At 62.1% G+C, this 23,376-nt stretch carries 22 protein-coding genes and 2 pseudogenes; 18 read left to right on the top strand and 6 right to left on the bottom strand.

The window, feature by feature from the left end; all coding sequences use genetic code 11:
* Nucleotides 1-40 precede the first annotated feature (40 nt).
* The 7 genes and pseudogenes from NTH_RS14130 to NTH_RS14100 all read left to right on the top strand — a co-directional run bounded on the left by NTH_RS14130 (nucleotide 41) and on the right by NTH_RS14100 (nucleotide 6,217).
* Entirely contained in the window at nucleotides 41-424 is a 384-nt protein-coding gene (locus NTH_RS14130) for a VOC family protein (protein WP_338530604.1), read from the top strand.
* 278 nt (nucleotides 425-702) lie between these two features.
* Entirely contained in the window at nucleotides 703-1,647 is a 945-nt protein-coding gene (locus NTH_RS14125) for a DMT family transporter (protein ID WP_338530603.1), read from the top strand.
* A gap of 50 nt (nucleotides 1,648-1,697) precedes the next feature.
* Complete coding sequence (locus NTH_RS14120) at nucleotides 1,698-2,336, top strand: NAD(P)-dependent oxidoreductase (protein ID WP_338530602.1); 639 nt, start codon at nucleotides 1,698-1,700, stop codon at nucleotides 2,334-2,336.
* A 331-nt stretch (nucleotides 2,337-2,667) separates the two neighbouring features.
* A complete protein-coding gene (locus NTH_RS14115; RefSeq protein WP_338530601.1) occupies nucleotides 2,668-3,687 on the top strand; it encodes a nucleotidyltransferase family protein in 1,020 nt (339 codons plus the stop codon).
* A 108-nt stretch (nucleotides 3,688-3,795) separates the two neighbouring features.
* Nucleotides 3,796-3,999: pseudogene (locus tag NTH_RS23135) on the top strand (DNA ligase); the annotation flags it as partial.
* A gap of 81 nt (nucleotides 4,000-4,080) precedes the next feature.
* The gene (locus NTH_RS14110) at nucleotides 4,081-4,365 is read left to right on the top strand and encodes a hypothetical protein (RefSeq protein WP_338530600.1); all 285 of its coding nucleotides are present in this window, start codon (nucleotides 4,081-4,083) and stop codon (nucleotides 4,363-4,365) included.
* 1,147 nt (nucleotides 4,366-5,512) lie between these two features.
* Nucleotides 5,513-6,217, top strand: coding sequence for a L,D-transpeptidase (locus tag NTH_RS14100; protein WP_338530599.1), 705 nt, complete (start codon nucleotides 5,513-5,515; stop codon nucleotides 6,215-6,217).
* Nucleotides 6,218-6,360: 143 nt separating this feature from the next.
* On the opposite strand, the gene NTH_RS14095 is transcribed toward NTH_RS14100, so the two are convergent.
* Both NTH_RS14095 and NTH_RS14090 read right to left on the bottom strand, forming a co-directional pair.
* Nucleotides 6,361-6,984: a GNAT family N-acetyltransferase gene (locus NTH_RS14095; RefSeq protein ID WP_338530598.1), complete on the bottom strand. Its 624-nt coding sequence runs from the start codon at nucleotides 6,982-6,984 to the stop codon at nucleotides 6,361-6,363.
* Nucleotides 6,985-7,140: 156 nt separating this feature from the next.
* Entirely contained in the window at nucleotides 7,141-8,544 is a 1,404-nt protein-coding gene (locus tag NTH_RS14090) for an FAD-dependent oxidoreductase (RefSeq protein WP_338530597.1), read from the bottom strand.
* Nucleotides 8,545-8,776: 232 nt separating this feature from the next.
* Between NTH_RS14090 and NTH_RS14085 the strand changes: the two genes are divergently transcribed.
* A complete protein-coding gene (locus tag NTH_RS14085; RefSeq protein WP_338530596.1) occupies nucleotides 8,777-9,364 on the top strand; it encodes a TetR/AcrR family transcriptional regulator in 588 nt (195 codons plus the stop codon).
* Between the two features lie 648 nt (nucleotides 9,365-10,012).
* Here NTH_RS14085 and NTH_RS14080 read toward each other — a convergent pair.
* From NTH_RS14080 to istA, 3 genes and pseudogenes are all read right to left on the bottom strand, one after another.
* Nucleotides 10,013-10,123 (bottom strand): annotated as a pseudogene (locus tag NTH_RS14080) (GlxA family transcriptional regulator); the annotation flags it as partial.
* Nucleotides 10,124-10,263: 140 nt separating this feature from the next.
* Nucleotides 10,264-11,001, bottom strand: coding sequence for an IS21-like element helper ATPase IstB (gene istB / locus NTH_RS14075; RefSeq protein ID WP_422392347.1), 738 nt, complete (start codon nucleotides 10,999-11,001; stop codon nucleotides 10,264-10,266).
* Nucleotides 10,998-12,497: an IS21 family transposase gene (gene istA, locus NTH_RS14070; protein ID WP_338528863.1), complete on the bottom strand. Its 1,500-nt coding sequence runs from the start codon at nucleotides 12,495-12,497 to the stop codon at nucleotides 10,998-11,000. Before istA ends, istB begins: the two co-directional genes overlap by 4 nt.
* 875 nt (nucleotides 12,498-13,372) lie before the next feature.
* Here istA and NTH_RS14065 point away from each other — a divergent pair.
* The 4 genes from NTH_RS14065 to NTH_RS14050 all read left to right on the top strand — a co-directional run bounded on the left by NTH_RS14065 (nucleotide 13,373) and on the right by NTH_RS14050 (nucleotide 17,415).
* Nucleotides 13,373-14,743, top strand: coding sequence for an MFS transporter (locus tag NTH_RS14065; RefSeq protein WP_338530595.1), 1,371 nt, complete (start codon nucleotides 13,373-13,375; stop codon nucleotides 14,741-14,743).
* Nucleotides 14,744-14,822: 79 nt separating this feature from the next.
* Nucleotides 14,823-16,328: an NAD(P)-binding domain-containing protein gene (locus NTH_RS14060; RefSeq protein WP_338530594.1), complete on the top strand. Its 1,506-nt coding sequence runs from the start codon at nucleotides 14,823-14,825 to the stop codon at nucleotides 16,326-16,328.
* Nucleotides 16,329-16,333: 5 nt separating this feature from the next.
* Complete coding sequence (locus NTH_RS14055; protein WP_338530593.1) at nucleotides 16,334-16,834, top strand: CMD domain-containing protein; 501 nt, start codon at nucleotides 16,334-16,336, stop codon at nucleotides 16,832-16,834.
* Nucleotides 16,831-17,415 carry a peroxidase-related enzyme gene (locus NTH_RS14050; protein ID WP_338530592.1) on the top strand — a complete coding sequence of 195 codons (585 nt, stop codon included), beginning with the start codon at nucleotides 16,831-16,833 and terminating at the stop codon, nucleotides 17,413-17,415. The genes NTH_RS14055 and NTH_RS14050 overlap by 4 nt, the downstream gene beginning before the upstream one ends.
* 112 nt (nucleotides 17,416-17,527) lie before the next feature.
* Here the strand turns inward: NTH_RS14050 and NTH_RS14045 are convergent, their stop codons facing one another.
* A complete protein-coding gene (locus NTH_RS14045; RefSeq protein WP_338530591.1) occupies nucleotides 17,528-17,782 on the bottom strand; it encodes an Lrp/AsnC ligand binding domain-containing protein in 255 nt (84 codons plus the stop codon).
* A 24-nt stretch (nucleotides 17,783-17,806) separates the two neighbouring features.
* On the opposite strand from NTH_RS14045, the gene NTH_RS14040 reads away from it, so the two are divergent.
* The 6 genes from NTH_RS14040 (at nucleotide 17,807) to NTH_RS14015 (ending at nucleotide 23,312) form a co-directional block, all read left to right on the top strand.
* Nucleotides 17,807-17,986: a hypothetical protein gene (locus tag NTH_RS14040; protein ID WP_338530590.1), complete on the top strand. Its 180-nt coding sequence runs from the start codon at nucleotides 17,807-17,809 to the stop codon at nucleotides 17,984-17,986.
* 2 nt (nucleotides 17,987-17,988) lie between these two features.
* The gene (locus tag NTH_RS14035) at nucleotides 17,989-19,095 is read left to right on the top strand and encodes an NAD/NADP octopine/nopaline dehydrogenase family protein (RefSeq protein ID WP_338531918.1); all 1,107 of its coding nucleotides are present in this window, start codon (nucleotides 17,989-17,991) and stop codon (nucleotides 19,093-19,095) included.
* Nucleotides 19,096-19,198: 103 nt separating this feature from the next.
* Complete coding sequence (locus NTH_RS14030) at nucleotides 19,199-20,308, top strand: ABC transporter substrate-binding protein (RefSeq protein ID WP_338530589.1); 1,110 nt, start codon at nucleotides 19,199-19,201, stop codon at nucleotides 20,306-20,308.
* 124 nt (nucleotides 20,309-20,432) lie between these two features.
* Nucleotides 20,433-21,440 (top strand): ABC transporter permease, encoded by a 1,008-nt coding sequence (locus NTH_RS14025; protein WP_338530588.1) that lies wholly within the window; start codon nucleotides 20,433-20,435, stop codon nucleotides 21,438-21,440.
* Nucleotides 21,437-22,222 (top strand): ABC transporter permease, encoded by a 786-nt coding sequence (locus NTH_RS14020; protein ID WP_338530587.1) that lies wholly within the window; start codon nucleotides 21,437-21,439, stop codon nucleotides 22,220-22,222. Before NTH_RS14025 ends, NTH_RS14020 begins: the two co-directional genes overlap by 4 nt.
* 1 nt (nucleotide 22,223) lies before the next feature.
* A complete protein-coding gene (locus NTH_RS14015) occupies nucleotides 22,224-23,312 on the top strand; it encodes an ABC transporter ATP-binding protein (RefSeq protein WP_338530586.1) in 1,089 nt (362 codons plus the stop codon).
* The last annotated feature ends 64 nt before the right edge of the window (nucleotides 23,313-23,376 follow it).

Here is a 23,376-nt window from a genome sequence, read left to right as displayed (position 1 = left end):
GATATCGATCGGCGTCATGCCGAAAAGGAGAAGATTGGAGATGCGAATGAACCAGGTAACGATTGCTCTGCCGGATCTGGATGCCGGCTGGGACTTCTACTCGAAGCTCGGCTTGACCCCCATCGTTGATGCGCGGCCTCACTATGCTCGATTTGCTTGCCCGGACGGAGACAGCACCTTTTCCTTGCACCAAGGCGAGGGAGGCGGCGGCACGACCGTATACTTTGAATGCGACGAGCTAGACGAGACGGTCGACGCGCTGGCGGTTGGCGGGATCGCGTTCGCCAGTGGGCCCGAGGACAAGCGATGGCTCTGGCGTGAAGCGGAACTGTATGACCCGGGCGGCAACCGGCTCGTCCTTTACTTTGCGGGACCGAACCGGATGACCCCTCCCTGGCGGGTAGCATCTGGCCCGCAGCGTTAGCAGCCCAGGGCGTCGGCTACACAGACACGATCCGCTCCGGCGGAAACGTCGCGAGCTCAGCTCACATCCCTGTTTAAAGGCTAGTCAGATGAGAGCACCACGATTGGTACTGATAGGACTGCAATTCGCCGGCTGGCGGCCCACAGTTCCTCCGGCCCCGTGCCCAAGCAATAGATAGCAGCGGGAAGACGCTGATGGGGCAGGTAAGGGGCTGTTCGTGATGGCGCGAACTACCGACGTGATGACGACAGCCGGAAAGACAAGATGAGAGACCGAAAATGACAACGTCTGAACCAAAAAGCGCACACGCTGGAATGTCCTTATGGGCATTGATCGTCGGACTATCGTTCCCGGCAGTGGGCCTGTTGAGCGAGGGGCTGCCGCCGCTGTTCCTGACAGCGATCCGCTTCGCGATCGCGGCTATAGCCATCGGTGTGCTTGTCTGGCGAGCGCCTGATCGTCGACCTGGTCTTCCCGGGCTCGCCCTTTATGCGGTGATGGGGTTGTGTCTTGCCGGCTTCTTTGGCGCGATGTTCTGGGCCGCACATCAGGTCAGCGCCCTGTCGATGGCCACACTTTATGTCAGCGTTCCGTTGCTTGCCTATGCCCTCGGCCGGATACTTGGCGTGGAGCGACCGGATGTGGCGCTGCTGGTGACACTGGCGGTTGGAGCAGCTGGTGCGCTGGCGCTGGCTTGGGTCGGCAGTGACGGCGTGGGAGACAGCTTTGAATTCGGCCTCGCGGAGGGGCTATTTTTCCTTGGCTGTGTTGCATCTGCGCTCTACCCGGTGCTGAGCAAATGGGGCCTGCAGCGGGGTTGGCTTTCGAACAGCGCTGCGTTGCGCACTTTCTGGAGCCTGGTGGCCGGCGGCGTGCTCATCGGTTTTCTCGGGTTGGCGCTTGAGCCGATCCCGGCGCTGACCCGCATGACGGTCTTTGATTTTCTACTTGTGGCCTATTTGGGCGTCTTTTCCAGTGGCGTCACCTTCTGGCTGATTCAGCGAGGGACCGGGGTCCTCACGCCGGGCACAGTGACGGCATATACCTATCTGGTTCCCTTCGTTTCCATGCTCATCCTGTTTGTCACCGAACCCGACACGATCGGGTGGGAATGGCTGCCCGGCAGCTTGGCGGTGATCCTGGCGATCGTACTCCTACTGCGCCGTTCGGCGAGCGGACGCAGTGGGGCGCCCGCCACGGATAGCCGACCCACAACCGGCTGAACTGGCGAAGGGAATTTCTGCAAATCTGTCGAAACAGGAGCTTGAGGAAAATGCGCATCCTTGTCTTTGGAGCCGCAGGAAATGTTGGACGCCGTGTCGTCGCCGAGGCCCTGCAGCGGGGGCACGAGGTTACTGCCGTCCTGCGCGACCCGACACGCGTGGCAGAGCCGCTGGCCGCAGTAACCATTTGCACCGGCAATGCCGCGAACGCGGGCGACGTCGCCGAGCTAAGCGTGGGCCACGATCTGGTGGTCAGCGCCACCCGCCCGGCGCCCGGCAGAGAGCGCGATCTGGTTGCAGCCGCCAAGGCGCTGCTGGAGGGTCTCAGGCTCACGGGTGTGCGGCTCCTGTTGGTCGGGGGAGCCGGCAGTCTGGCTGCACCCAATTCGGGCAGGGCAATCGTCGACGATGAACGGTATGTCTCCCCGGCCTGGCGGGAGATCGCGGTTGCCTGCTGTGATCAATACGCGGTTTGCCGGGCCGAGACGCATGCGGACTGGACATATCTGAGCCCGCCGGCACTGCTGCAACTAGGCGCACGCACCGGCCGCTATAGAACAGGCGGTGACGAACTGCTCGTCGATGCCGCCGGCACGTCGACGATATCGATGGAGGATCTTGCCGTTGCGTTGCTCGACGAGGCGGAAGAGCCCAAGCATCGGCGCGCCCGATTCACCGTCGCCTATTGAGTTGCGACTTGGCCAAACCATCTTGGCAATGCTCGCGAAGCGAGCGACGCGGCCCGCAAGCCCAACAAGCTCAAGTCATGCATACCTATGCCGCCATAAAGCGCGAAAACAATCGGAGCCTATAGCGTGTATCCGGCAGGTGTGGGGATTGACGGTAGTGGTCCTGGGGCCCGATCGTTCAGTCTCCTACGCCGGAGCACGCCAGACCGTTAAATGCGGTGGCCCGTTCTCGGAGGGTTTGATGTGTGCATCAGTAATTTTTCTGCTGCACACTTGAATCTGTGTGCATCAATGTATTATTTGATGCACATGCCGTGGGGAATAGAGGGCCATGAAAATCGTCGCACACAGTCGTCCGGCCGTGGTGGCCTATCAGGACCTGCTACGTCTTCATCTCGACGAAAGGGCCTCCGGTCTGGTTGGCACCATCGAGGAGCGAGAGCGCAACGGGCGAACCTATCTCTACGAGCGCTTCCGCATCGGGACCGATATGATGAGCCGGTATCTCGGTGAGGACAAACCGGAGTTGCGTGCGCGCCTGGAACGCGCAGAAGCGCTGAGGGAGGACGCGGAAGAGCGCCGGAAGCGGATGGCGAGGCTCGCCAGGACGCTCCGGGCCGAGGGCTTCATCACGACAGATCGTGAGACAGGGTCGTTGCTTCTCGCCTTTTCTCGGGCAGGCGTATTCCGGCTTGGTGGCACCCTCGTGGGGACATCAGCTTATAGCTTCTACCAGGGTGACCTTGGGGTACGCATGGATTACGAGGAGCTGGCGCAAACAGGCGACATTGATTTCGCCAGTTTCGAACGGCTTTCGGTTGTGCTGGAAGATAAGGTCGAAGAGAATCCCGCCGAGATACTAAAATTTCTTAAGTTCGATCCGGTTCCCAGCATAGATGATCGGCAGATCTGGAAATGGCGGCAGAGCCACTCGGAAACAATGGTCGAATTTCTGACTCCGGCCTTCGGCGACGAAACCGTCAAGCCGCTGCCTGCATTGGGAGTGAGTGCCCAGGCGTTGAACTACCTGAATTTTCTTATCGCGGACCCTATCCACGCGGTCGCTCTATACCGTTCTGGCGTTCTGGTTCAGATACCGCGGCCCGAGCGTTTCGCCATTCACAAGCTGATCGTGGCCGATCGGCGCCTCGGCGGGCCTGATCAGTTGAAGGCTCGAAAGGACCGTGCCCAGACCGAGTTCCTTGTATCGGTTCTTTCTGAGGATCGCCCAGACGATCTCGCAGAAGCCTATCAGGACGCGCTATCGTGTGGTCCTCGCTGGCGTCACCGGATCAAGGCAAGCCTAAAACGCATGCCCGAGACGGCAGAACGGCTTTCGGCATTGGTTTGATACGCTGGCGAAGGCTCGTGTCGGATGCTGTGCCCTCCGCATGAGCGAGTTCGCTCTATACCTTGAGCAAAATCTTCTCTTCAATGTGAACGCCGCTTCGACGGCAAGGATCTGCGCAAGAAGCCCCTTGTCGAGCGCCGCGCCGCCCTCCTGGAGCTGATTGGCGGCAACGCCCCCGACGGCATCATCTTCAGCGAGACGATAGAGGGAGGGCCTGAGCAGATCTTCTCCCATTCCTGCCGGCTCGGTCTGGAAGGCGTCGTCTCCAAGCTCCGCGACAGCCTCTATGTTTCGGGGCGCCGGCGAGAATGGCTGAAAACGAAATGCGTCCAGAGCGATGAGTTCGTCGCGATTGGCTATGAGCCCAGAAAGGGCTTTGGCGGTCTTCGGAATGTGATCCTGGCGCGGGTGGAGGAAGGCAAGCTCATTCACGCCGGCGGCGTCGGTACAGGTTTCAATGCAAAGACCGGCACCGATGCAAGGCTGCGGCTCGATGCGCTGAAGACGGAAAAGCCGCCCGTTTCCGGCCTGAAGATCAAGGGTGCGACCTGGATACGGCCGGAAGTGGTGGTGGAGGTCGAGTATCGCGGCTGGACCGATGATCAAAAGCTGCGCCACCCATCGTTCAAGGGCGTGCGCGAGGACAAGAGCGCGGCCGGGCTGGGCCTGGGTAAATAAGGAGCTACCACACATCGGTCGGCGCCGCCTGACGGTCTGGCCATATTGCTGGTCGCAGTGGTGCTGATTGTTGCTGCTTCAGGAGCAATGATAACGTATATTCCCTGATACGGATTGGGTGTTCTCGAACGTGCAACGAGGGCGGTCGGATGGGCTCACTACGGGACGTCCAGGACGAAAGAAGCGGCACAAATGCGAGATACCGGATGGCGGCGTGGGTTGGCGCCATGATCATCATCATCGTCGTCGCGGTGGTCTGGTTCCTCTGGTCATGGATCGATATCGCAGCAGGCGCCTAACAATCGCAATAATGACTGGCAGGCTCACTGTCGGGCAGGTAATATCTCGGCGCGAAAATTGCAGCTGGACCGCCCGCCGATCCGCATTGTCGGCTGCGATCTTGGACACGATAGCGCCCGGGCTGGTGCCTCGCCGATCCTACAGGAAACAGGGGAACTAAAACTATGTCGTGGCTTCTGCTGGTCTTTGTAGTTTCATCGATAGGCGAAGCGCCAGAGGTGGTCTTCCAGACTACGGTGGCGACGCAGGAATTGTGTCAAGCTGCCGCCAGCGAGATCACTCGCGCGCTTGAAGGCTCTGACGCAGCAGGCAACAGCAACGTCAAGCCTGTCTGCATTCAAGTTTCAAGCTGAGGCACTTCCTCAGCTGCATTTAGTTTGGTGGCACCTTAGAGTTTGATTGCGCCTGTTCGATCCGCTGAATGATCTCCCGCGTCACCCGGATATCGGGCGCCAGCGAATCGATCACCGCTTCCACGGTGCGCATCGCGTCGGCCGCCTTGCTCGCCCGCCGCTCGACATGGTGATCCTCAGTTCATGATTGTCCAGCTGGCGCGCGACAGATTCAGTCGCCGTCAGGCGCCTGTCCAGCCGATCGATGTCGGCCGCATTCAGGGTCCACGTCCACTGCCATTGAGGCGTCCGCATCTGCTTTTCCTCGCTCTGTCCCGCCAAATTCCCCGCTCCTGTCTCAGTTCCGGCTTTCGCTGCCATGCCAGACGTCCGATCACGCACCGCATTATCGGGAAACCTTGCCAACCGTCACCTTTGAGACCAAGCTGCGCGCAGCTAGGCGTCCCGGAGGCTGAAGCCACGTGGTCTCTGGTCGGGGATGGGAGATTGGAAACATGTATGATGAGAAGTCGGATGCGCGTGAGACTGACGCGGTAGCGCCCCCCGACCGCGCCTTAGGCACTCTCAACCGCCGGTCGCTTCTGATCGGCTCCGCCGTCAGTCTCACCGCGTTTGGCCTTGCTGGTTGCGCAACGTCCGGCGGTATGAGCCTTGCTGAAGCGAAGAAGGCCTACGGTCCAGTTCCCGACGAGCGCTTTCCGATCCCGGCTGTCGATGTCAGCAAGATCGATCCGAAGTATCTACGCCGGACGGTGCGTTACGACACAAAGGAAGCAGCCGGTACGATCATCGTCGATCCTGGCAACTACTACGTCTACCGGATCGATGGCGACGGAAATGCTACCCGCTACGGCGCCAATGTCGGCCGCGCCGGGTTCCTGTGGAGCGGTGACGCCTATGTCGGACGAAAAGCCGAATGGCCGATCTGGACGCCGCCCAGGGAGATGATCCTGCGCCAGCCAGAGGTCGCACAGTATGCCGGCGGCATGGCGCCAGGACTAGATAATCCACTCGGGGCACGAGCACTGTATCTCTACCAGAATGGTGTCTACACGCTCTACACCATCTACAGCACGAGTGTGCCTGAGACGATCGGAAAAGGCGTTTCGAGCGGCTGCATCGGCCTGCTCAGCCAAGATATGATCGACCTTTATTCCAAGACGCCAGTAAACACCAAGGTGGTGGTCCTGCCGGCATAGGGCCAACTGCCGCTGACTACGCAATGCTGAAAGGACGGGTGCTATGCAAGAGCCATGACGATCTTGCGCCCAATAGCGGTCATATTGCACCCGGATGGCTCATCCCGTAACCTGCCGTCCAGTGGCCTATCGCCGCTTCGGCCTTATCCTGTCGATTTCTCATCGCGAAGCAGGAGAAGCGTATCGCCGCCATGGCGGCAGGGTGACGGCACCGGAAGGCGACGGGCATCGATCCTGCGGAACCCGCGACGGATGTAGAAGGCTTCCGACCGTGGTGTTTCCGAGAAGGTTTGCACGCTCATCCGCCGGCAGCCCGCCTTGTGCGCACGTTCGGTGGCTGCGGCGAGGAGACGGGAGCCGATGCCACGGCTCCGCCAGGGCGCGTACAGCGCGAAGGCGTTGATGTACCAGCTCCCCGGGACGTGTCGCTCGAGTTCGAGGAACGGGCGCAGGATTTCCGGCACTTCGTCAAGACTTCCGTCTTCGACTTCAAGCCGGTATCCAAGGATCATGCCGATCACCGAGCCATAGGTTTCGGCGACGATAGCGTTTGTCCAGGAGAACCCGCCCTCGTCGCGTTCCGCACGTCGCGTGCCAACGTCGAACACGTCCTCGTTCGGGTCAGCCATCTGAGCCCAGAGCCATTCGGGAATGCCCGCGCCAGCGATGGCGATAAGTTCAGCCAAGGCGCGTGCATCGGCGGCGGTGGCATCGCGCAGGACAATCTCCCCGGCTGTCGAGGTCGGGGACGGGAATACTTCCTTCATCTGGCTCCTCCAAAGTGCAACGACGGGAATGCCTCACCTGCATTTCCTGACGGCGCACGCAACAATATCAGACCCATGCTGGCCTACCATCTGTACATGTACCGGCGAGGATATGTGCGACCTTTGATCAAGCGCGCGGAGGCGCAGAGGCACCGACTAGATACGATGGTTGAAGCGGAAGAGGTTGCGTGGGTCATACCTCTGCTTCAACGCGCCGAGCTTGGAGCGGCTGCTTCCCACTCGGGAGATAGAAACCGTCTCGGGCTCGAAATTGAGATAGGACAATCCCGTCGAGAACCGCGCCATCTTCGAGCAGGCTTCGCGCGTCCAGTCGCGATTTTCCTCGTCATTGTTCGGGTCGACCCAGTTCGACTCGACGCCCAGCAGAAACGGTGCGTCTCGATTCCCGAACGCTGTCGCATCCGGTGCGATCCGCGTCATGGCGCCGCCAAGCTGCCAGACATCCACGGTAGTGAGCGGTGATGGACGCGAGGCCGTCAAGTCGAGCACCAATTCGATCGCCTCATCGTCGAACCCGTTCAGGTAGAGCGATTTCCAGTAGTAGCGCCGACCGTCGGGATAGTCTTCGTCGAAAGCCATCTGGACGTCAACATAGGGCGTGACGGCGCTCAGATCGCAAAGCGGCGCCCCTAGTTCACGCAACGGCTGCAGAATCGCTTTGCCCTCTTGCGGCGAGCCAGAGTGGACCGCGCCGATGGCAACGTACGCGCGACCGCCGGCAGCCGGCGGGAACGGATCGCCCGTCGGCACGGTGCCGCACAGCGCGAGGGAGCTTACATCGTCGGAGCACGAGGCGCAGAATTCACGCCAGCTCTTGAGCACTTCCCGTCCGTCTTCAATCGGGTAAAAGACCAAGGCGAACATCACCTCCGGCCCGATCGGGTGCAAACGAAACTCGAACTCCGTCACAACGCCGAAGTTGCCACCGCCCCCGCAAAGAGCCCAAAAAAGATCAGGATTTTCGATTTCGCTTGCCCGTCGAACTTCGCCGTCGGCGGTTACGATTTCCACCGAGACCAAGCTGTCGCAACTGAGGCCGAACTTTCTGCGCATCCAGCCAAACCCACCGCCGAGCGTCAGTCCGGCGACGCCGGTCTTGGAGACCAGGCCGCCCGGAACAGCAAGTCCATCTCGCTGCGTCGACCGATCGACGTCGCCCCAAGTGGCGCCGCCGCCGGCGCGGACACGGCGGCGTCCGGGATCGCTCGCGACCCGGTTCATCGCCGTCAGGTCGATCACCACGCCCTCGTCGCAGGTTGCAAGGCCGGCAACGTTGTGGCCGCCGCCGCGCACCGCCACCGGAACATTGAGCTGCGCCGCAGTCCTTACCGCTGCCGCAACGTCCCGGGTTGTGCGCGGCCGAAGAATCAGGTTCGGCCGGCTCTTGATGGTTCCGTTCCAGAGTCTCGTCGCCGCCTCAAATCCGTCGTCTCCCCGGCGCAGCATATCGCCGCCAAAGTCTGGCGCCAACGCCGTCACGAACTGACGGCCGGCCCATTCCGCACGACGAGGCGAGCTTGCATGTTTCGTTACCGCCACTTCGTCCTCCTCATCTGCCGGTTTTCAATACTCGGTCGGATGGTAGACATCCTGGCCTCGTCCTTGCCAGTGGACGAGCGGTGCATCGCCGCTGAAACTATGAAGTTGTCTCGCGTCAAAGGCTTGGCGTGAGCGAGAGGTTGCGATGCTCCTTCTGGGACCGCATAATTTGGCGTCAAGTGGACTGCTGGTGATGCGCATGACCTCTTCCGAACGGCGGACCGGCGCTGACATGCGAGAAAGATTACTCGATCTGGCGGAGGACGCCGTCCTCGCCAAAGGCTTCGGCGCGACGTCGGTGGAGGAACTTGCCGCCGAGGCTGGCATCACGAAGAACGGCTTCTTCTACCATTTTCCGAACAAGAACGCCCTCGCGCTCGCCTTACTGCACCGCTATGTCGAGCGTGACGATGCGCTGTTCGACGACGTGCTCGCCCGCGGCCGCGAGCTTTCAGACGATCCGCTGGAGGCCTTTCTGATCGCGCTGAAACTGCTGGCCGAGGCAACAGCCGATCTGCCGGAAAAGTTTCCAGGCTGTCTCGTCGCCACATTTTGCTATCAGGAGAGGCTCTTTGACCTTGAGGTGCACGCGCTTTACCACAAGATCGTGCTCGACTGGCGATCCCGCTTCCGATCCTGTCTGGAGGCGATCTGCGAACACTACGATCCGCGGGAGGATATAGACCTCGATTCCGTGGCGGACATGATCTCGACGGCGATCGAGGGCGGGATGGTTCTCGGGCGGGCCACCGGCGACAGTAAGATCCTTCCGGCGCAGATCGAGATGGTTCGCATTTGCATCAGGATGCTGTTTCGATGAACACTCACACACCTTTTTGGGAGCCGAAAAGGTTCAAAGTCAGGCCCGCTCACAACTCCGAATGTGCAAGAACGCATGCGACGGGTTCTCTAAAAGGCGATGCTGACAGGCCGGACAGAGCTCGAACGTTTCTCCCAGGCGGGTCGCGCCTTGAACGATCGAGACTTCCACGCGCAAGAACCTCCACCGGTCGATTTTCCTCAGCGCGAACGGTTTCCGGCAGCCCGCGCACGTCCAGGTCGGCTTTCCCATGCTTGCACCCCCACCCCTTGGAACTATGGCACAGTGGGACGAAGCGGAAAATGACATCTTCTTGAACGGAAGACCGCTAGATGCTCGCCGTCAGGGCCGAGAAAAATCCCCGCAGATCAGGCGCACAACGCTGTTGCAGGTTCCCAAGGGCACTTGGGCGACCGCACCCGTTGAATCGCCATTCAGCCTTGTCGTCTTCGTCGTCCACCGAGACTGGAAGACGCTAGAATGTGGCTGGAGAGGTTCGGTTCCGGGGCACAGGCGCAATTGTCCTGTGGAAGCTGGGTTCTGCTGACCACGAAGTTCATCCTCAGACGATAATGACGCCGGAAAACTCCACCTGCCCTTCCGTTGCCCCACGGCGGTTGCGCCGACAACGATCATTCGCGGCGGCGCTCACGCCAAGTTGGCCGGCGCGAATTTGCGGCGATAGGCGCCGGGGGCGATGCGGGCGATGCGCTTGAACAGACGGCGGAAGGCGGCGGCGTCCTCATAGCCGACGTTCCAGTGTCAATGATCGCGGAAACGGGACCCCGTTTTTTCGTCCAAAAGGGACCCCTTTGACGGGCACGATGTGAGCGCTCGACCGGGTGGAGCTGGTCGAGTTTGCGCAGCCCGGTCGAGTGCGCCTGATTGGCCTTTCGGCTTTAGCTTTGAGAGCGGTTCTTGAAGCGCCAGCTGTCGTTGCCGGTCTCGATGATGTCGCAGTGATGGGTGAGCCGATCGAGCAGTGCCGTGGTCATCTTGGCGTCGCCGAAGACAGTCGGCCATTCGCCAAAGGTGAGATTGGTGGTGACGATCACCGATGTCTGCTCATAGAGCCGGCTGATGAGGTGGAACAGGAGCTGCCCGCCGGCCTGAGCGAAAGGCAGATAGCCAAGTTCATCGAGAATGACGAAGTCCAGGCGACACAGCCGATCGTTGAGCCGCCCCTGGCGCCCGGCCCGGGCCTCGGCCTCGAGCTGGTTGACGAGGTCGACGACGTTGAAGAAGCGGCCGCGCGCGCCGTCACGGATGCAGGCGCGGGCGATGGCGACGGCGAGATGGGTCTTGCCGGTTCCGGTGCCGCCGACGAGGACGGCGTTGCGCTGATGGGCGAGGAAGTTGCCGCCGGCCAGATCACGCACCAGCGTCTCGTTGATCGGTGTGCCGTCGAAGACGAAGTCCTCGATCTCCTTGGCCAGCGGCAGCTTGGCGATCGTCATCTGGTATTTGATCGAGCGCGCCTTCTTCTCGGATATCTCTGCATTGAGCAGGTCGGCGATGATGCGCTGCGGCTCGTGTTGGCGCTTCACGGCGGTTCGAATGATCTCGTCATAGGCCGCCTTCATGCCGAAGAGCTTCAGCGATCCCATGGTGGCGAGAATGTCGGTGCGGTCCATCATACGGCTCTCCTCAATTGATCGTATCGGCTGCAATCTGCCGTGGGTTCATGGTGAAGCTTGAGGCCGGCCGGCGTGGCCATAGTCGGTGGCCGCGCCGTCTCGCGTCGACGCGCCAGGATGTTGAGGATGACATCGGCCGAGCAGGCACCCTCACGCAACGCTTCTGCGCAGGCGGCTTCCACCGCCGGCATGCCGTCGCTCAGCACGGCCGACAGAATGCTCACCATCTGCCGGTCTCCGTCGTCAGAACGGGCAAGCTTGCGGCGTATCCGCTCCAGGCTGCTGGGCAGCATCCAGTCCTTGAAGGGCGCGCCGTTGCGCAGCGCGCCCGGCTTGCGGGCCAGAACCGGCACATAGTGCCAAGGGTCGTAGACGGTCTTGCCGCGGCCAAAGGCGCGGCGATGCTCGCCGACGATCACCCCATCCTGGCGGATCACGATCCGGTCGGCATAGGCCTGGATCTCCACCGGCCGGCCGAGCGCGCTGGCCATGACGGAGTATTTGTTGTTGTCGAAGCGCACCAGGCAGGTCTTCGACACCGAGGCCGGCACGGCGTGGAATCCATCGAAGTGGCCGGCATAGGGCACCAGGCTTGCCCGTTCAGCCTCGAAGGCTTCCCAGACCGTCTGCTCGGGCCGCTCGGAATGGCGATGCGCCTTGGCAAAGACGACGCACTGGTCGAGCAGCCAGGCGTTCAACTCCTCATAGTTCCTGAAGCGCAACCGCGGTGTGAAGAAGCGCCGGCGCACCAGCCCGACCTGGTTCTCAACCTGGCCCTTCTCCCAGCCCGAGGCCGGCGTGCAGGCGACCGGCTCGACAAGATAGTGGCTGCACATCTGCAGGAAGCGGCGGTTGAACTGGCGGTCCTTGCCGACGAAGACGGTCTCCACCGCCGTCTTCATGTTATCGTAGATGCCGCGCGTGCAGGTGCCCCGGAAGAAGGCAAACGCCCGGTCATGGGCATCGAACACCATCTCCTGCGTCTCGCGCGGATAGGCCCGCACGAACAGCATCCGACTGTGGCACAGCCGCACATGCGCAACCTTCACCGTGGTCGTCGCACCGCCCAGCACCACGATCTCGTGGCTCCAGTCGAACTGGTAGGCCTCGCCCGGTGCAAAGCTCAGCGGCACATAGGCGGCGACGGAGGTGCTGCCGCGCTTCTCTTTCCAGGCCTGCGCATGCCGCCAGACCGAACTGTAGCTGCCCTCATAGCCGAGGCCCCGAAGCTCTTCAAAAACCCGCATCAGGGTCAGCTGCTCACGCGATGGCTTCGCCGCATTGGCCGACAACAGCCGCTCCAGCTCATCCCGCCAGGCACCCATGCTTGGCATCGGCTGATGTTTGCGCTCGTAGCGAAACTCCGTCGCCTCCGAGCGCACTACCTTGCGCACCACTTTGCGCGAGACATTCAACTCGCGGCAAATCGCCTTGATGGGCTTCCCATGGACAAAATAGGCACGGCGTATCTTCGCGATCGTTTCCACAACCAACATCCAAAAACAAATGCCTCCGATGACAATCGGAGGCAGTCTGATGCCCCTGTGTCTCAGGGGTCCCTTTTGGATAAAAATTACCCCTCAAACGGGGTCCCTATTCCATGAAAAATCACACATTGCCTCGCCTGAACTGCTTCCGGATAGTCCAAACATTTCCCCATCCGCCCGACCATTGAAGGTGAGATGGGTCTGTTCGGTGAGATCAAAGAAGTCATTGTCCCAGTTGTCATCTCACCCTTTTGAAGCGCCTGCAGGATACGCGCATCAAGCTGATCGAATTTTCCTGGATTGTTCGTTCATATGAACCAATTTGGTGCGTTTCTGCAATGGAATTTGCGGAAACTGTCCCACCGGATTGTGCGAGGCTTTCAGTCCAGTCGAGTGCAGACCATTTTGAGAGAAGGACCGGAATGCGCGCAAGCATACTCGCAGCATTTGCCGAGAGCCTGAAGGGAGTCGAACTGCCCGCGCGCCTGCATGAGGGGTTGATCCGCGAGAACGCCCCCATTGAAGGTCCCCATGGGGTCACACCGCTGATCCATGCCGACAGTCGCGTCCGGCCGGCCGCTCGCTCAGCTTGGAGGCTTCGTGCGCGATCCCGTGCAGCCCCTACTACGCCAACAGCCTTACGGAGCGCGCGTTGTGCACTTGGCTGCGCAAGGAGGCGCGGTCGGTGGCGCGGATGAGGAGACAAGCGTCGTTATTGCCGGCTCCGGAGCGATCACGGCCGACTACGGGTTTGACGCGACCACCGCACGGTTTAAACACAGCATTGATGCAATGGAGGAACAAAGGTTCGCAGGCTGAGATGGTGCAGCCGGGCGCCACTCTCGAACAACGATAAGTGCCGTTGAGGCGGCAAGTGGGGCAACATGCTATCGGTTCTGAAGAATCAACAGTTTCGGCGGCTTTATTCGGCGCAGGTCCTGTCGCTCCTGGGCACGGGGCTGATGACGGTGGGATTGGCGCTTGTTGCATACGAACTGACCGGTGCAGACGCCGGCATGGTCATGGGCACGCTGCTGGCTATCAAAATGGTGGCCTATGTGGGGTTCGCCCCGATCGCCAGCGCGCTGTCCGCCCGCGCGCCTTTCAAGCCGTTTCTTATCGCTCTCGACGTGCTGCGGTTTTCCTTCGTGGCCTTTTTGCCTTTCGTCACGGCCGTTTGGCAGATTTACCTGATCGTCTTCATCTTCCAGCTTTGCTCGGCAGCCTTCACGCCGACCTTCCAGAGCGTCATTCCCGACGTTCTGCCCGACGAGGAGGAGTATACATCCGCCCTGTCGCTTTCGCGCCTGGCCTATGACATGGAATCACTACTGAGCCCGCTTGTCGCCGGCCTGCTTCTGGGCCTCATGGATGCGCGGCTGCTCTTCATCGGCACTGCTCTCGGCTTCCTTGCCTCCGCTGCACTGGTGTTGTCGGCCAGGCTGCCGGAGCGTGGAACGCTCAAGACCGCGCTGCCCTTTCTGGAACGCCTTTCGCGCGGCTTTCGCATCTATGCCCGCACACCGCGTCTGCGCGCGCTGTTCGCGCTGGGCATGGCTGTCTCCTTCACCGCTGCATGGGTGATCGTCAATTCCGTCGTCTTCGCCCGCGAGACGCTGGGCGGCACGCAGCAGACCTACACCACCATACTCGCCTGCTATGGTGCCGGATCCATGGTCACGGCTATTTCGATGCGCGCGCTCTTGAAGCGCGTGTCGCCCAGGCTTTCCATGGGCGCCGGCGCGCTCCTCCTCGGCCTTGCGCCGTGGACCATCCTCATCGGCCTGCCCTTCGCCGGCGTCCTTGTGCTGTGGTTCGTGCTCGGCGCCTCCGCCGCGCTGGTACTGACGCCTAGTGGGCTCCTGATTGCCCGCTCCAGCCATAGCGAGGACCGGCCGGCGCTGTTCGCCACGCAATTCTCGCTGTCCCATGCCGGCTGGCTTGCGACCTATCCGCTGGCGGGCTATCTGGGCGCACATCTTGGGCTGGAACTGTCGTTCGCGGTCATGGCGTGCGGAGCGCTCGCCTCCGGCCTTATCGCGCTCACGATCTGGCCCGCACAAGACGCGGTGGAGCGTGAGCACACGCACGCGCCATTCCATCACAACCATATGCATGTCCATGACGAGCATCACGATCACGAGCATGAAGGATGGGAGGGACCGGAGCCGCACGCACATCCGCATCGGCACGAGCCCCTTCGCCACCGCCACGCATTCGTGATCGACGATCACCACCCGGTTTGGAATATGTAGAAAGAAATCAATGCGAGCCGCGGAAGGAAGGAAAGAACACTCCTTTCCAACGCTCTAAAGAAGGCTGAGACCGACAACGATGCAGCACTCCGCAGACATAGACCCGGCGATCGGCGCCGAGCGCCTGGCCCGGCTCGAGGAGCGGGTTCGACAGGATCTCGCTTACCTGTGCCTGCCGCCGGCCAATTGGGTGCCGCCGCACGAGAAGGACGGCGAGCCCGTGCATGACGTCGTCATCATCGGCGGCGGCATGGTGGGGCTTCTAGCCTATTTCGCGCTGTGGAGCGGCGGCATACGCAACACGCGCATCCTCGACCGCAACCCGGCGGGGTTGGAAGGGCCGTGGCTTACCTATGCGCGCATGGAGACGCTGCGCTCACCCAAGCAGCTCACCGGGCCGGCCTACGGCCATGCGTCCCTGACCTTCCGCGCCTGGTTCACCGCGCTTTACGGCGAGGAGGCGTGGGAGGCGCTCGACAAGATCCCGCGGCCCATGTGGATGGAATACCTCGTCTGGTACCGCAAGGTGCTGGACATTCCGGTCGAGAACGAGATCGAGGTAAAGCGGGTGCGCCCGGAGGGCGAGTATCTGCGCCTTGAGCTTGCCGGACGCGGCGCCGGAGAGAAATCCATCCTGACGCGCAAATTCGTCATGGCGACGGGACGGGACGGCACCGGCCAGCCCAATATACCCGGCTTCGTCGACGGCTTGCCCGGCCATTGCTGGGCGCATTCGGCCGACGATATCGACTTCCCGGCGCTGAAGGGCAAGCGGGTGGTCGTCATCGGAGTCGGCGCTTCGGCGGTCGACAATTCGGCCGAGGCGCTGGAGGCCGGCGCCAAGGAGGTGCGCCACCTGATCCGCCGCAGAGAGATGCCGACCATCAACAAGATGATGGGTATCGGCTCGCCCGGCTTCACCGCGGGCTATGCGGCGCTGCCGGACGAATGGCGCTGGCGCTTCATGCAATATTCCTTTGTCACGCAGACGCCGGCCCCGCGCGGCTCCACCCTGCGGGTGAGCCGGCACGAAAACGCCTATTTCCACTTCGGCCACGGCATCCGGCGGATGGACTACGAGAACGGCGAGGTGGTCATCGAGACGACGACAGGCAAGCGGCTGACGACGGATTTCGTCATCCTCGGCACCGGCTTTACCGTCGATCCGCTGGCGCGCACCGAGCTAGGCGAGGCGGCCGGCGAGATCATGCTGTGGCGCGACCGCTATACGCCGCCGGCGGGAGAAGAAAGCACCGAGCTTTCCAATTTTCCCTATCTCAATGAGGACTTCAGCTTCCGCGAGCGCACACCGGGCAAGGCGCCCTGGCTGTCGAAGGTCTATTGCTTCAACTACGGCGCCTCGGCGAGCCTCGGCAAGGTGTCGGGCGACATTCCCGGCATCAGCGACGGCGCGGCGTGGCTGACGCGAGCGATTGCGGCCACGCTCTACCGTGAGGATGTGGAAACGCATTGGCAGGGCATGCTGGACTACTCGAAGCCGGAGCTTCTGGGCGACGAGTGGGCCGAAACCGATATCGAGGACGCCGCGGCAACGCCTGCGCCGGCCTTCACCAACGGGAGCTGATGAAGATGAGCGAGACCCTGGCGAACGATGTGGTGACCCGCCTTTCCGGCGCGGCTGATGCCGCGTCGGTGCGCGAGGCCCTGGCCGGCCGTGCCGACGTGATGGAGATGACGCAGGCCACCCATGACGCGGCGCTCACGCCGGCCGATCCCGGGGGCCTGTCGCACGGCCTGCGCGCCGCACTCGCCGTGCGTATCGCGCGGCTCAACGGCGACGAGGCACTGGCCGCTCACTATATGCAACTCCTGGACAATGCCGGCGCAAGCGCGGACGAAGCTGCGGCGGCCGATCCTAGTTTCAAGGGCAGCGGACGGCTTGCGGCGGCGATCACCTTCACCGACCTGGTGACGATGCGCACGCGCGAGACCATCGCCGCGGATATTGAGGCCCTGCAGAAGGTCGGCATCAGCGACGCGGACATCGTGCGTCTGGCGGAACTCAACGCGTTCCTGGCCTATCAGGTGCGGCTGATCGCCGGGCTGAAACTGATGAGGGCGACGGCATGAACACGGTCATCCGCGAATTCACCACCGAGATTCCGCACTGGCAGCCGCGCGTGAAGCCCATCGATCTCGCCGAGGCGACGCCGGAGCAGCTCGACGCGCTGAAGGTCACGCCCTCCAACACCAAGGTGTCGGAATACGTGCTGGTGCTGGTCAACGACGTGGAGACGCTGAAGGTGCGCACGCCGCTCTTCAACGCCATCATGTACAATCGTGGCGGCCTGGGCCGTGCCGAACGCGAGATCGGCGCGACGGCGGCTTCCGTGGTCAATCACTGCGTCTATTGCGCGGCCGTCCACTCCAGCCGCTACAACCAGCTCGCCAAGGACGAAAGCGTGATGGAGCGCATCTTCCGCGATGGCGAGGCAGCGGAGCTGGACGACAGGCAGGCGGCGATCTTCCGTTTCGCCACGCGGCTTTCCAAAGCACCGAGCGAGGCGGACGAGGCGGACGTTCAGGCGCTGCGCGACGCAGGGCTGGACGATGCCGAGATCCTGGACCTCATCCTGTCGGCCTCGCTCTTCGGCTGGGCGAACCGGCTGATGCATGTCTTGGGCGACCCGGTCGCGCACGAAGAAAGCTAGGAGCGACACGACCTTGCAAGGGATAGCGACACAGAGATGGAAGCCGCCTTTCAGGCGCGAGGCCGTTGCGGCCAGTGCCTCGGCGACGGCCGCGCGTCATTGCAAGAGGCGATCACACGTGGATGCGCGGCTCGAACTTGAGCCTTTCAAGCGTGATCATGCTGCGGAATTTCCGCAGGTTTCTGTTGGCGTAGAGCTTGGTCTTGACGAAGTGATCGAAGGTCGCGATGTCCTCGACCGTGACCACGAGCACGAAATCGGCCTCTCCGGTGACCATGTAGCACTGGCTCACCTCATCTGTGGCGTGCATCTCGCGCTTGAAGTCATCGAGAAGGTCGAGCCGCTCGCGCTCCAGTTCGACAAGCACGTTACGTCGACCGCCGGCGGCATCATGCCGGTAACGAGCATCGACGGGGCGCCGGTCGCCGACGGCCGCATCGGCCCGGTTACACAGCGGCTAAGCGACCTTTACTGGGAGATGCACAGCGCTGAGGAGTGGTCGACGCCGGTGCAATATCCCGAGTTGAATGAGGACGAAAAACGGGCCGGAACCAGGGGGCTGAGACAATGAACATGCAGAAAGATCAGCTCACTGTGGGAATTGCCGGCGCTGGCGCCATCGCATTCGGCGCGGCGGCTTTTCTGGAGCAGGCCGGGCACCGGCCCGTCCTGTGGTCGCCGTCTGGCAAGCGCACGGAGCGGCTTGCCGCCGGCGAACCGCTAAGGGCCACGGGCGCTGTCGAATGCACGTTCCATCCCGGTGTGGCGTCCGATGCCGCGGCACTGGTGAAGGACGCTGACGTCATCCTCGTCGCTCTGCCCGGCTACGGCCACAAGATGGCGTTTGACGCCATCGCCCCGCAAATCCGGCCGGAACAGGCCATCATCATCTCTTCGCATGCCTCCTTCGGCGCGCTCTATCTCTCGCGCCTTCTGGCGCAGCGCGGCGTGAGCGTGCCCATCATCGCCTGGGGAACGACGGCAACAACCGGCCGCCAGCCAAGCTATGTGGAGGCCAGTGTCAACACGGTCCGCAGTAAGGTGGATCTGTGCACCGTGCCCAGCGCGCGCGCAGCTGAGGGGCTGGCGCTTTGCCAGCGGCTTTTCGGCGACCGCTTCGTGCAACGCGATGGCCTGCTGGCGATCTCGCTCAGCAACCTCAACCCGCAGAACCACATGGGCATCGCCCTGTGCAACATGACGCGGATGGAGCACGGTGAGACCTGGGACCAGGGCTACAACGTCACGCCCAATGTGGGACGGCTTCTTGAGGCGCTCGACAAGGAGCGGCTGGCGATCGCCGAGGCGCTGGGCCTGTCGGTGCGCACGATCTTCGAGCATTTCCACCTGTCCTTTCACGTGCCGGAGGACACGGTGTCGAACATGAACCAGGAGATGCACCGCCAGGGCCGCGGCGGCACGGGACCGACAACGGCCGACAGCCGCTATGTGACGGAGGACGTGCCCTACGGCCTGCTGATGACCGTCAAACTGGGCGAGCTCACGGGACGGGAGGCAAAGCTCCATCGCTCCGGTGTCGAGATATTCTCGGCCCTCTACGGGCGAGACTTTTTCTCGGAGAACCAGCTGCTGGACGCGCTGGCGCTGGATGCGCTGACGCTCGATGAGCTGAAGACCCTGTCTCAGGAAGGTCGCAATCGGGTGCCTCAGCCTGGGTGACAGAAGGGATCAACAATGCCATGACAAGGGGCCGCCAAGAGCCCTGCTGAACTAAGGCGCCAAGCGCTATAACAAATGACCAACCAGAAGAGGGAATACAGTCATGAGTAAATTCATCACCAGCCGCAGGGGATTCATCAAGTCCGGCGCAGCGGGCGCAGCCATCTTGGCAGCGCCCGCCTATCTGCGCTCCACCGCTGCGCGGGCCTCGGGCGTCGTCAACGTCTGGACCTACGCCAACTTCATTCCGGACGATTTCAAGGCCGAGTTCGAGAAGGAAACCGGAATCGAGGTGCGCGTCCGGCTCGTCGACGACCAGGGAAAGCAGTTCAACCTGCTGGCCGCCGAAGCGCCGGAACCGAGCGCCGACATCGTCACCGTGGCCGGCCACCGCTTCCTGCAGTTCATCGACTCCGACCTGCTGGCACCGCTCGACACCGACCGGCTCAACAACTGGGGCAACATCAATCCCGTCTATTCGGAGAGCGACTGGGCGACCATCAACGGCAACAAATGGGGCGCACCCATCCTGTCCGGTGCCGAAGTCCTAGCCTACAATACCGAAATCGTAAGCGAGGACGAGGTCAAGAGCTGGGACGTCATGTTCGACCCGAAATACGAGGGTCAGACCGCCTACATCATCCAGGACATGATGTCGGTCGTGATGCTGTATCTCGGCTATGACGGCAACATGGTGGCCTACAAGGATGACCCGGAGAAGGCCGCCCAGATCGTCAAGGAAGCACGTGACTTCCTCATTGAACACAAGCCGATGGTGCGCAAGTTCTACGATTCCGGTGCCGAGGTGCAGCAGATGTTCATCAACCAGGACATCGTGCTGGCGCACGCCTGGAGCGGACCGATCTCGAAGCTCATCATGGACGGCTTTCCCGTCGACATGACGATCCCGAAAGAAGGCTCATACGGCTTCGTCTACACGCTCAACGTCACCAACAACGGTCCCAACCCGGACAATGCCTACGCACTGCTCGACGCGCTTCTGGCCCGGCCGGAAGTGGGCGCGCAGATGACCAAGGCCTCCGGCTTCATCTCCACCTTCAAGGGTGTCGATCAGCACCTGACCGAGCTGGAGCAGAAGGCGGCTTCCTTCACCGAGGAAGAGTTGCAGGGACTGCAGTTCTTCCGTTCAGAGGCGAACGACCTGAAGTATAGCTTGGTCGATCCGGCCGTAGAGGAGATCAAGGCGGCTTAAGCAGCCCAATAAGGGGCGGAGGAAACTCCTCCGCCCCTTTCCAACGCAGGCGGAGCCTGCAGTTTCCGCGGCCACCGACAGATGGCGCGGAGCGATGTCATCAAACAAGCGCGCGAAGCGGTGAATGGATAGCCAGCAAGACATGGCCCATGCAGATGTAAAACAAGAAACCGGGCTCGGCACGGCCACGGGCGGCGCCGGACGGCGCAGCGTCTGGGGTGCGCTGATGACCAACGGTCTTTATCAGTCCGTCACGGGAACGCTGTTCAAGACGCAGCGCCGCCAGTTCATCCTGCTGGCCAGCTTTCCGTTGCTTTGGGTGTTCGTCGCCCATCTGGGGCCCATCATCCAGATGTTCTGGATCAGCTTTCTCGACTCCTACCCGCCATCTGCCGGCCAGGAGCCGCAAGTGACGCTGGCCAACTGGCAGCGCTTCTTCGAAGAGCAGATTTTCATCATCCCGTTCTTCCGCACGCTGGCCTTCGCCTTCGTGCTGACGGCGTCGACGCTCGTGATCACCTATCCGGTGGCCTATTTCCTGGCCAAGCATGTCAGCCGCAAAAACCAGCTTCTATTACTCCTGCTCCTGCTCATTCCCTTTTGGGTGGGCGAGATCGTGCGCACCTACGCGATCATGATCCTGCTTGGCAACAATGGCGCGGTGAACCTGGTGCTGAAGTGGCTGGGTCTGATCGAGCGGCCGATCCCCTTCATGTATACGAGCTTCTCGCTGGGCATGGGCATCATCTATCTGACCGCGCTCTACATGCTCCTGCCGCTATACTCGGCGCTCGAAAAGATCCCGCGGAACTATCTGGAGGCCGGCGCCGACCTCGGTGCGGGCGCCTGGACGCGGTTCCTGCGCATCACGCTGCCACTTTCGCGGGAAGGTATCGCGTCCGGCTGCACGCTCGTCTTCCTAATCTCGACCGGCTACTACGCTACACCCGTGCTTCTGGGTGGGCCGAATACGACCGTCTTTGCCGAGACGATCGCCGGCTTCTTCCACGTCGCGGGCGACCAGTGGCCCACTGGTGCCGCCTTCTCCTCCATCATGCTCATCACCACGCTGGCGCTGACGGGGATTTTCCTCAAGCTCATGGGCCGTGACGGGAAAGGAATGATGCAATGACCAGACACACGCGCATCCTGATGTCGGTCATCTATTCGGCCTTCATCGTCTATCTCTTCGTGCCGCTCATCCTCATGGTGATGATGGGCTTCAAGGATTCGCAGTTCATCGGCTTTCCCATCCAGGGCTGGACCCTGGATTGGTACACGGGCGTCTTTCAGGACTCGGAAGTCCTGGGCGTCTTCGCCTACTCCATGACCATCGCCGTCGCCTCCACTCTGCTGTCGCTGGTGATCGGCGTGTGGGTGGCGACCTTCCTTGGCCCCAACAAGTTCCGTGGCAAGCTGATCGTGTTCGCCCTGACCTGCCTACCTGCGGTCATCCCAGGCATCATCTCGGCCATTTCGCTGCGCATCTTCGCCCGGCTTTTGTCCATCGAACCAGGCATGTTTGCCATCATCCTCGGTCACACGGTGCACAACGTGCCCTTCGTGGCGCTTGTGGTGATGGCGCGGCTGGCGACGCTGCCGAAAAGCCATATCGAGGCGGCGCAGGATTTGGGCGCCGACAAGGTTGTCGCCTTCTTCCGCGTCACCCTGCCCTATCTCCTGCCGGCCTTGATCGGCGCGGGCATCTTCTGCATGCTCCTGTCCTTCGACGACTTCGTGCGTGCCTTCTTCCTGGGGGGATATGAGCCGACGCTTCCTGTCCTCATCTTCGCGATGCTGCGTTCGGGCATGTCGCCGGAAATCAACGCCATCTCGACCGTCGTCCTCATACTGACCGCGGTGCTGGGCCTGTGGGCCGAGCGCTCCATGCGGCGCATGAACAAGGGTGCCTGACATGACCGACCAACGCGATGTCATCGTCCATCTCGACAAGATCACCAAGCGCTTCGGCTCCACTGTCGCCGTCGACAAGCTGGACATGGAGATCATGGCCGGCGAGTTCGTCACCTTCCTCGGACCCTCGGGCTGCGGCAAGTCGACGACACTGCGCATGCTGGGCGGCTTTGAAACGCCGAACGAGGGGCGCATCATCCTCGGCGGCACCGACGTGACGAGCCAGCCGCCCAACCGGCGCGACGTCAACATGGTGTTCCAGGACTACGCCCTGTTCCCGCACATGACGGTGGGCAAGAACGTGGCATTCGGCCTGGAGCTGAAGGGCAAGACGCGCAGCGAGATCGACAAGCGCACGGACGAGCTTTTGGAGTTCCTGCAGCTTGGCGGCTTCCGCGACCGCACGCCGGACCAGCTTTCCGGCGGCCAGCGCCAGCGCGTGGCGCTGGCGCGCGCGCTCGCCCCCGATCCCAAACTCCTGCTTCTCGACGAGCCGCTGGGGGCGCTGGACGCCAAGCTGCGCGGGCAGGTGCAGGTGGAACTGAAGGATATCCAGAGGCGCACCGGCAAGACCTTCTTCTTCGTCACGCACGACCAGGACGAGGCGCTGACCATGTCCGACCGGATCGTGGTGATGAATGCCGGTCGGGTGGAGCAGGACGGCACGCCCGAGGAGCTATATTTCCGCCCGCAGAGCCGGTTTGTGGCCGAGTTCATCGGCGAGACCAACCTTCTGGAAGGCACCGTGCGCGGCAGCGATGCGGACTCCATCGTCATCGACTGGAACGGGATCGAGGTCCGCGGCTCCGCCCGCGGCACCAAGCCCGTGGCGGGTGACGCGGTCATGGCCGCACTGCGGCTGGAAAATGTCAACTGCTATCCCACCAAGCCGAAGGCAGGCAACGCCATCGAAGGACGCATCGTCAACAAGCTCTTCAAGGGCAGCCGCACGGCACTCGACATCCGCGTTGGCGAACGCGACGATGCCGTCATCAGGGCCTATCTGGACGCGCGCGAGGCTGATAGCCTGCCGCCCGATCAGTTGTGGATCGACTGGGATGCGGACCGGCTGAGCGTTCTCAGGGATTGACATCGCCACAGCCGGCAGTCGCTGCCTCCCCGGTGACGCCGGCTGACGGTGGCGCGTGGCATTG

Origin of the sequence: Nitratireductor thuwali (assembly GCF_036621415.1) — a bacterium.
Classification (GTDB): Bacteria; Pseudomonadota; Alphaproteobacteria; order Rhizobiales; family Rhizobiaceae; genus Chelativorans; species Chelativorans thuwali.
The sequence above is the reverse complement of the archived record's forward strand: the minus strand, read 5'-3'. Positions and strand labels throughout refer to the sequence as shown.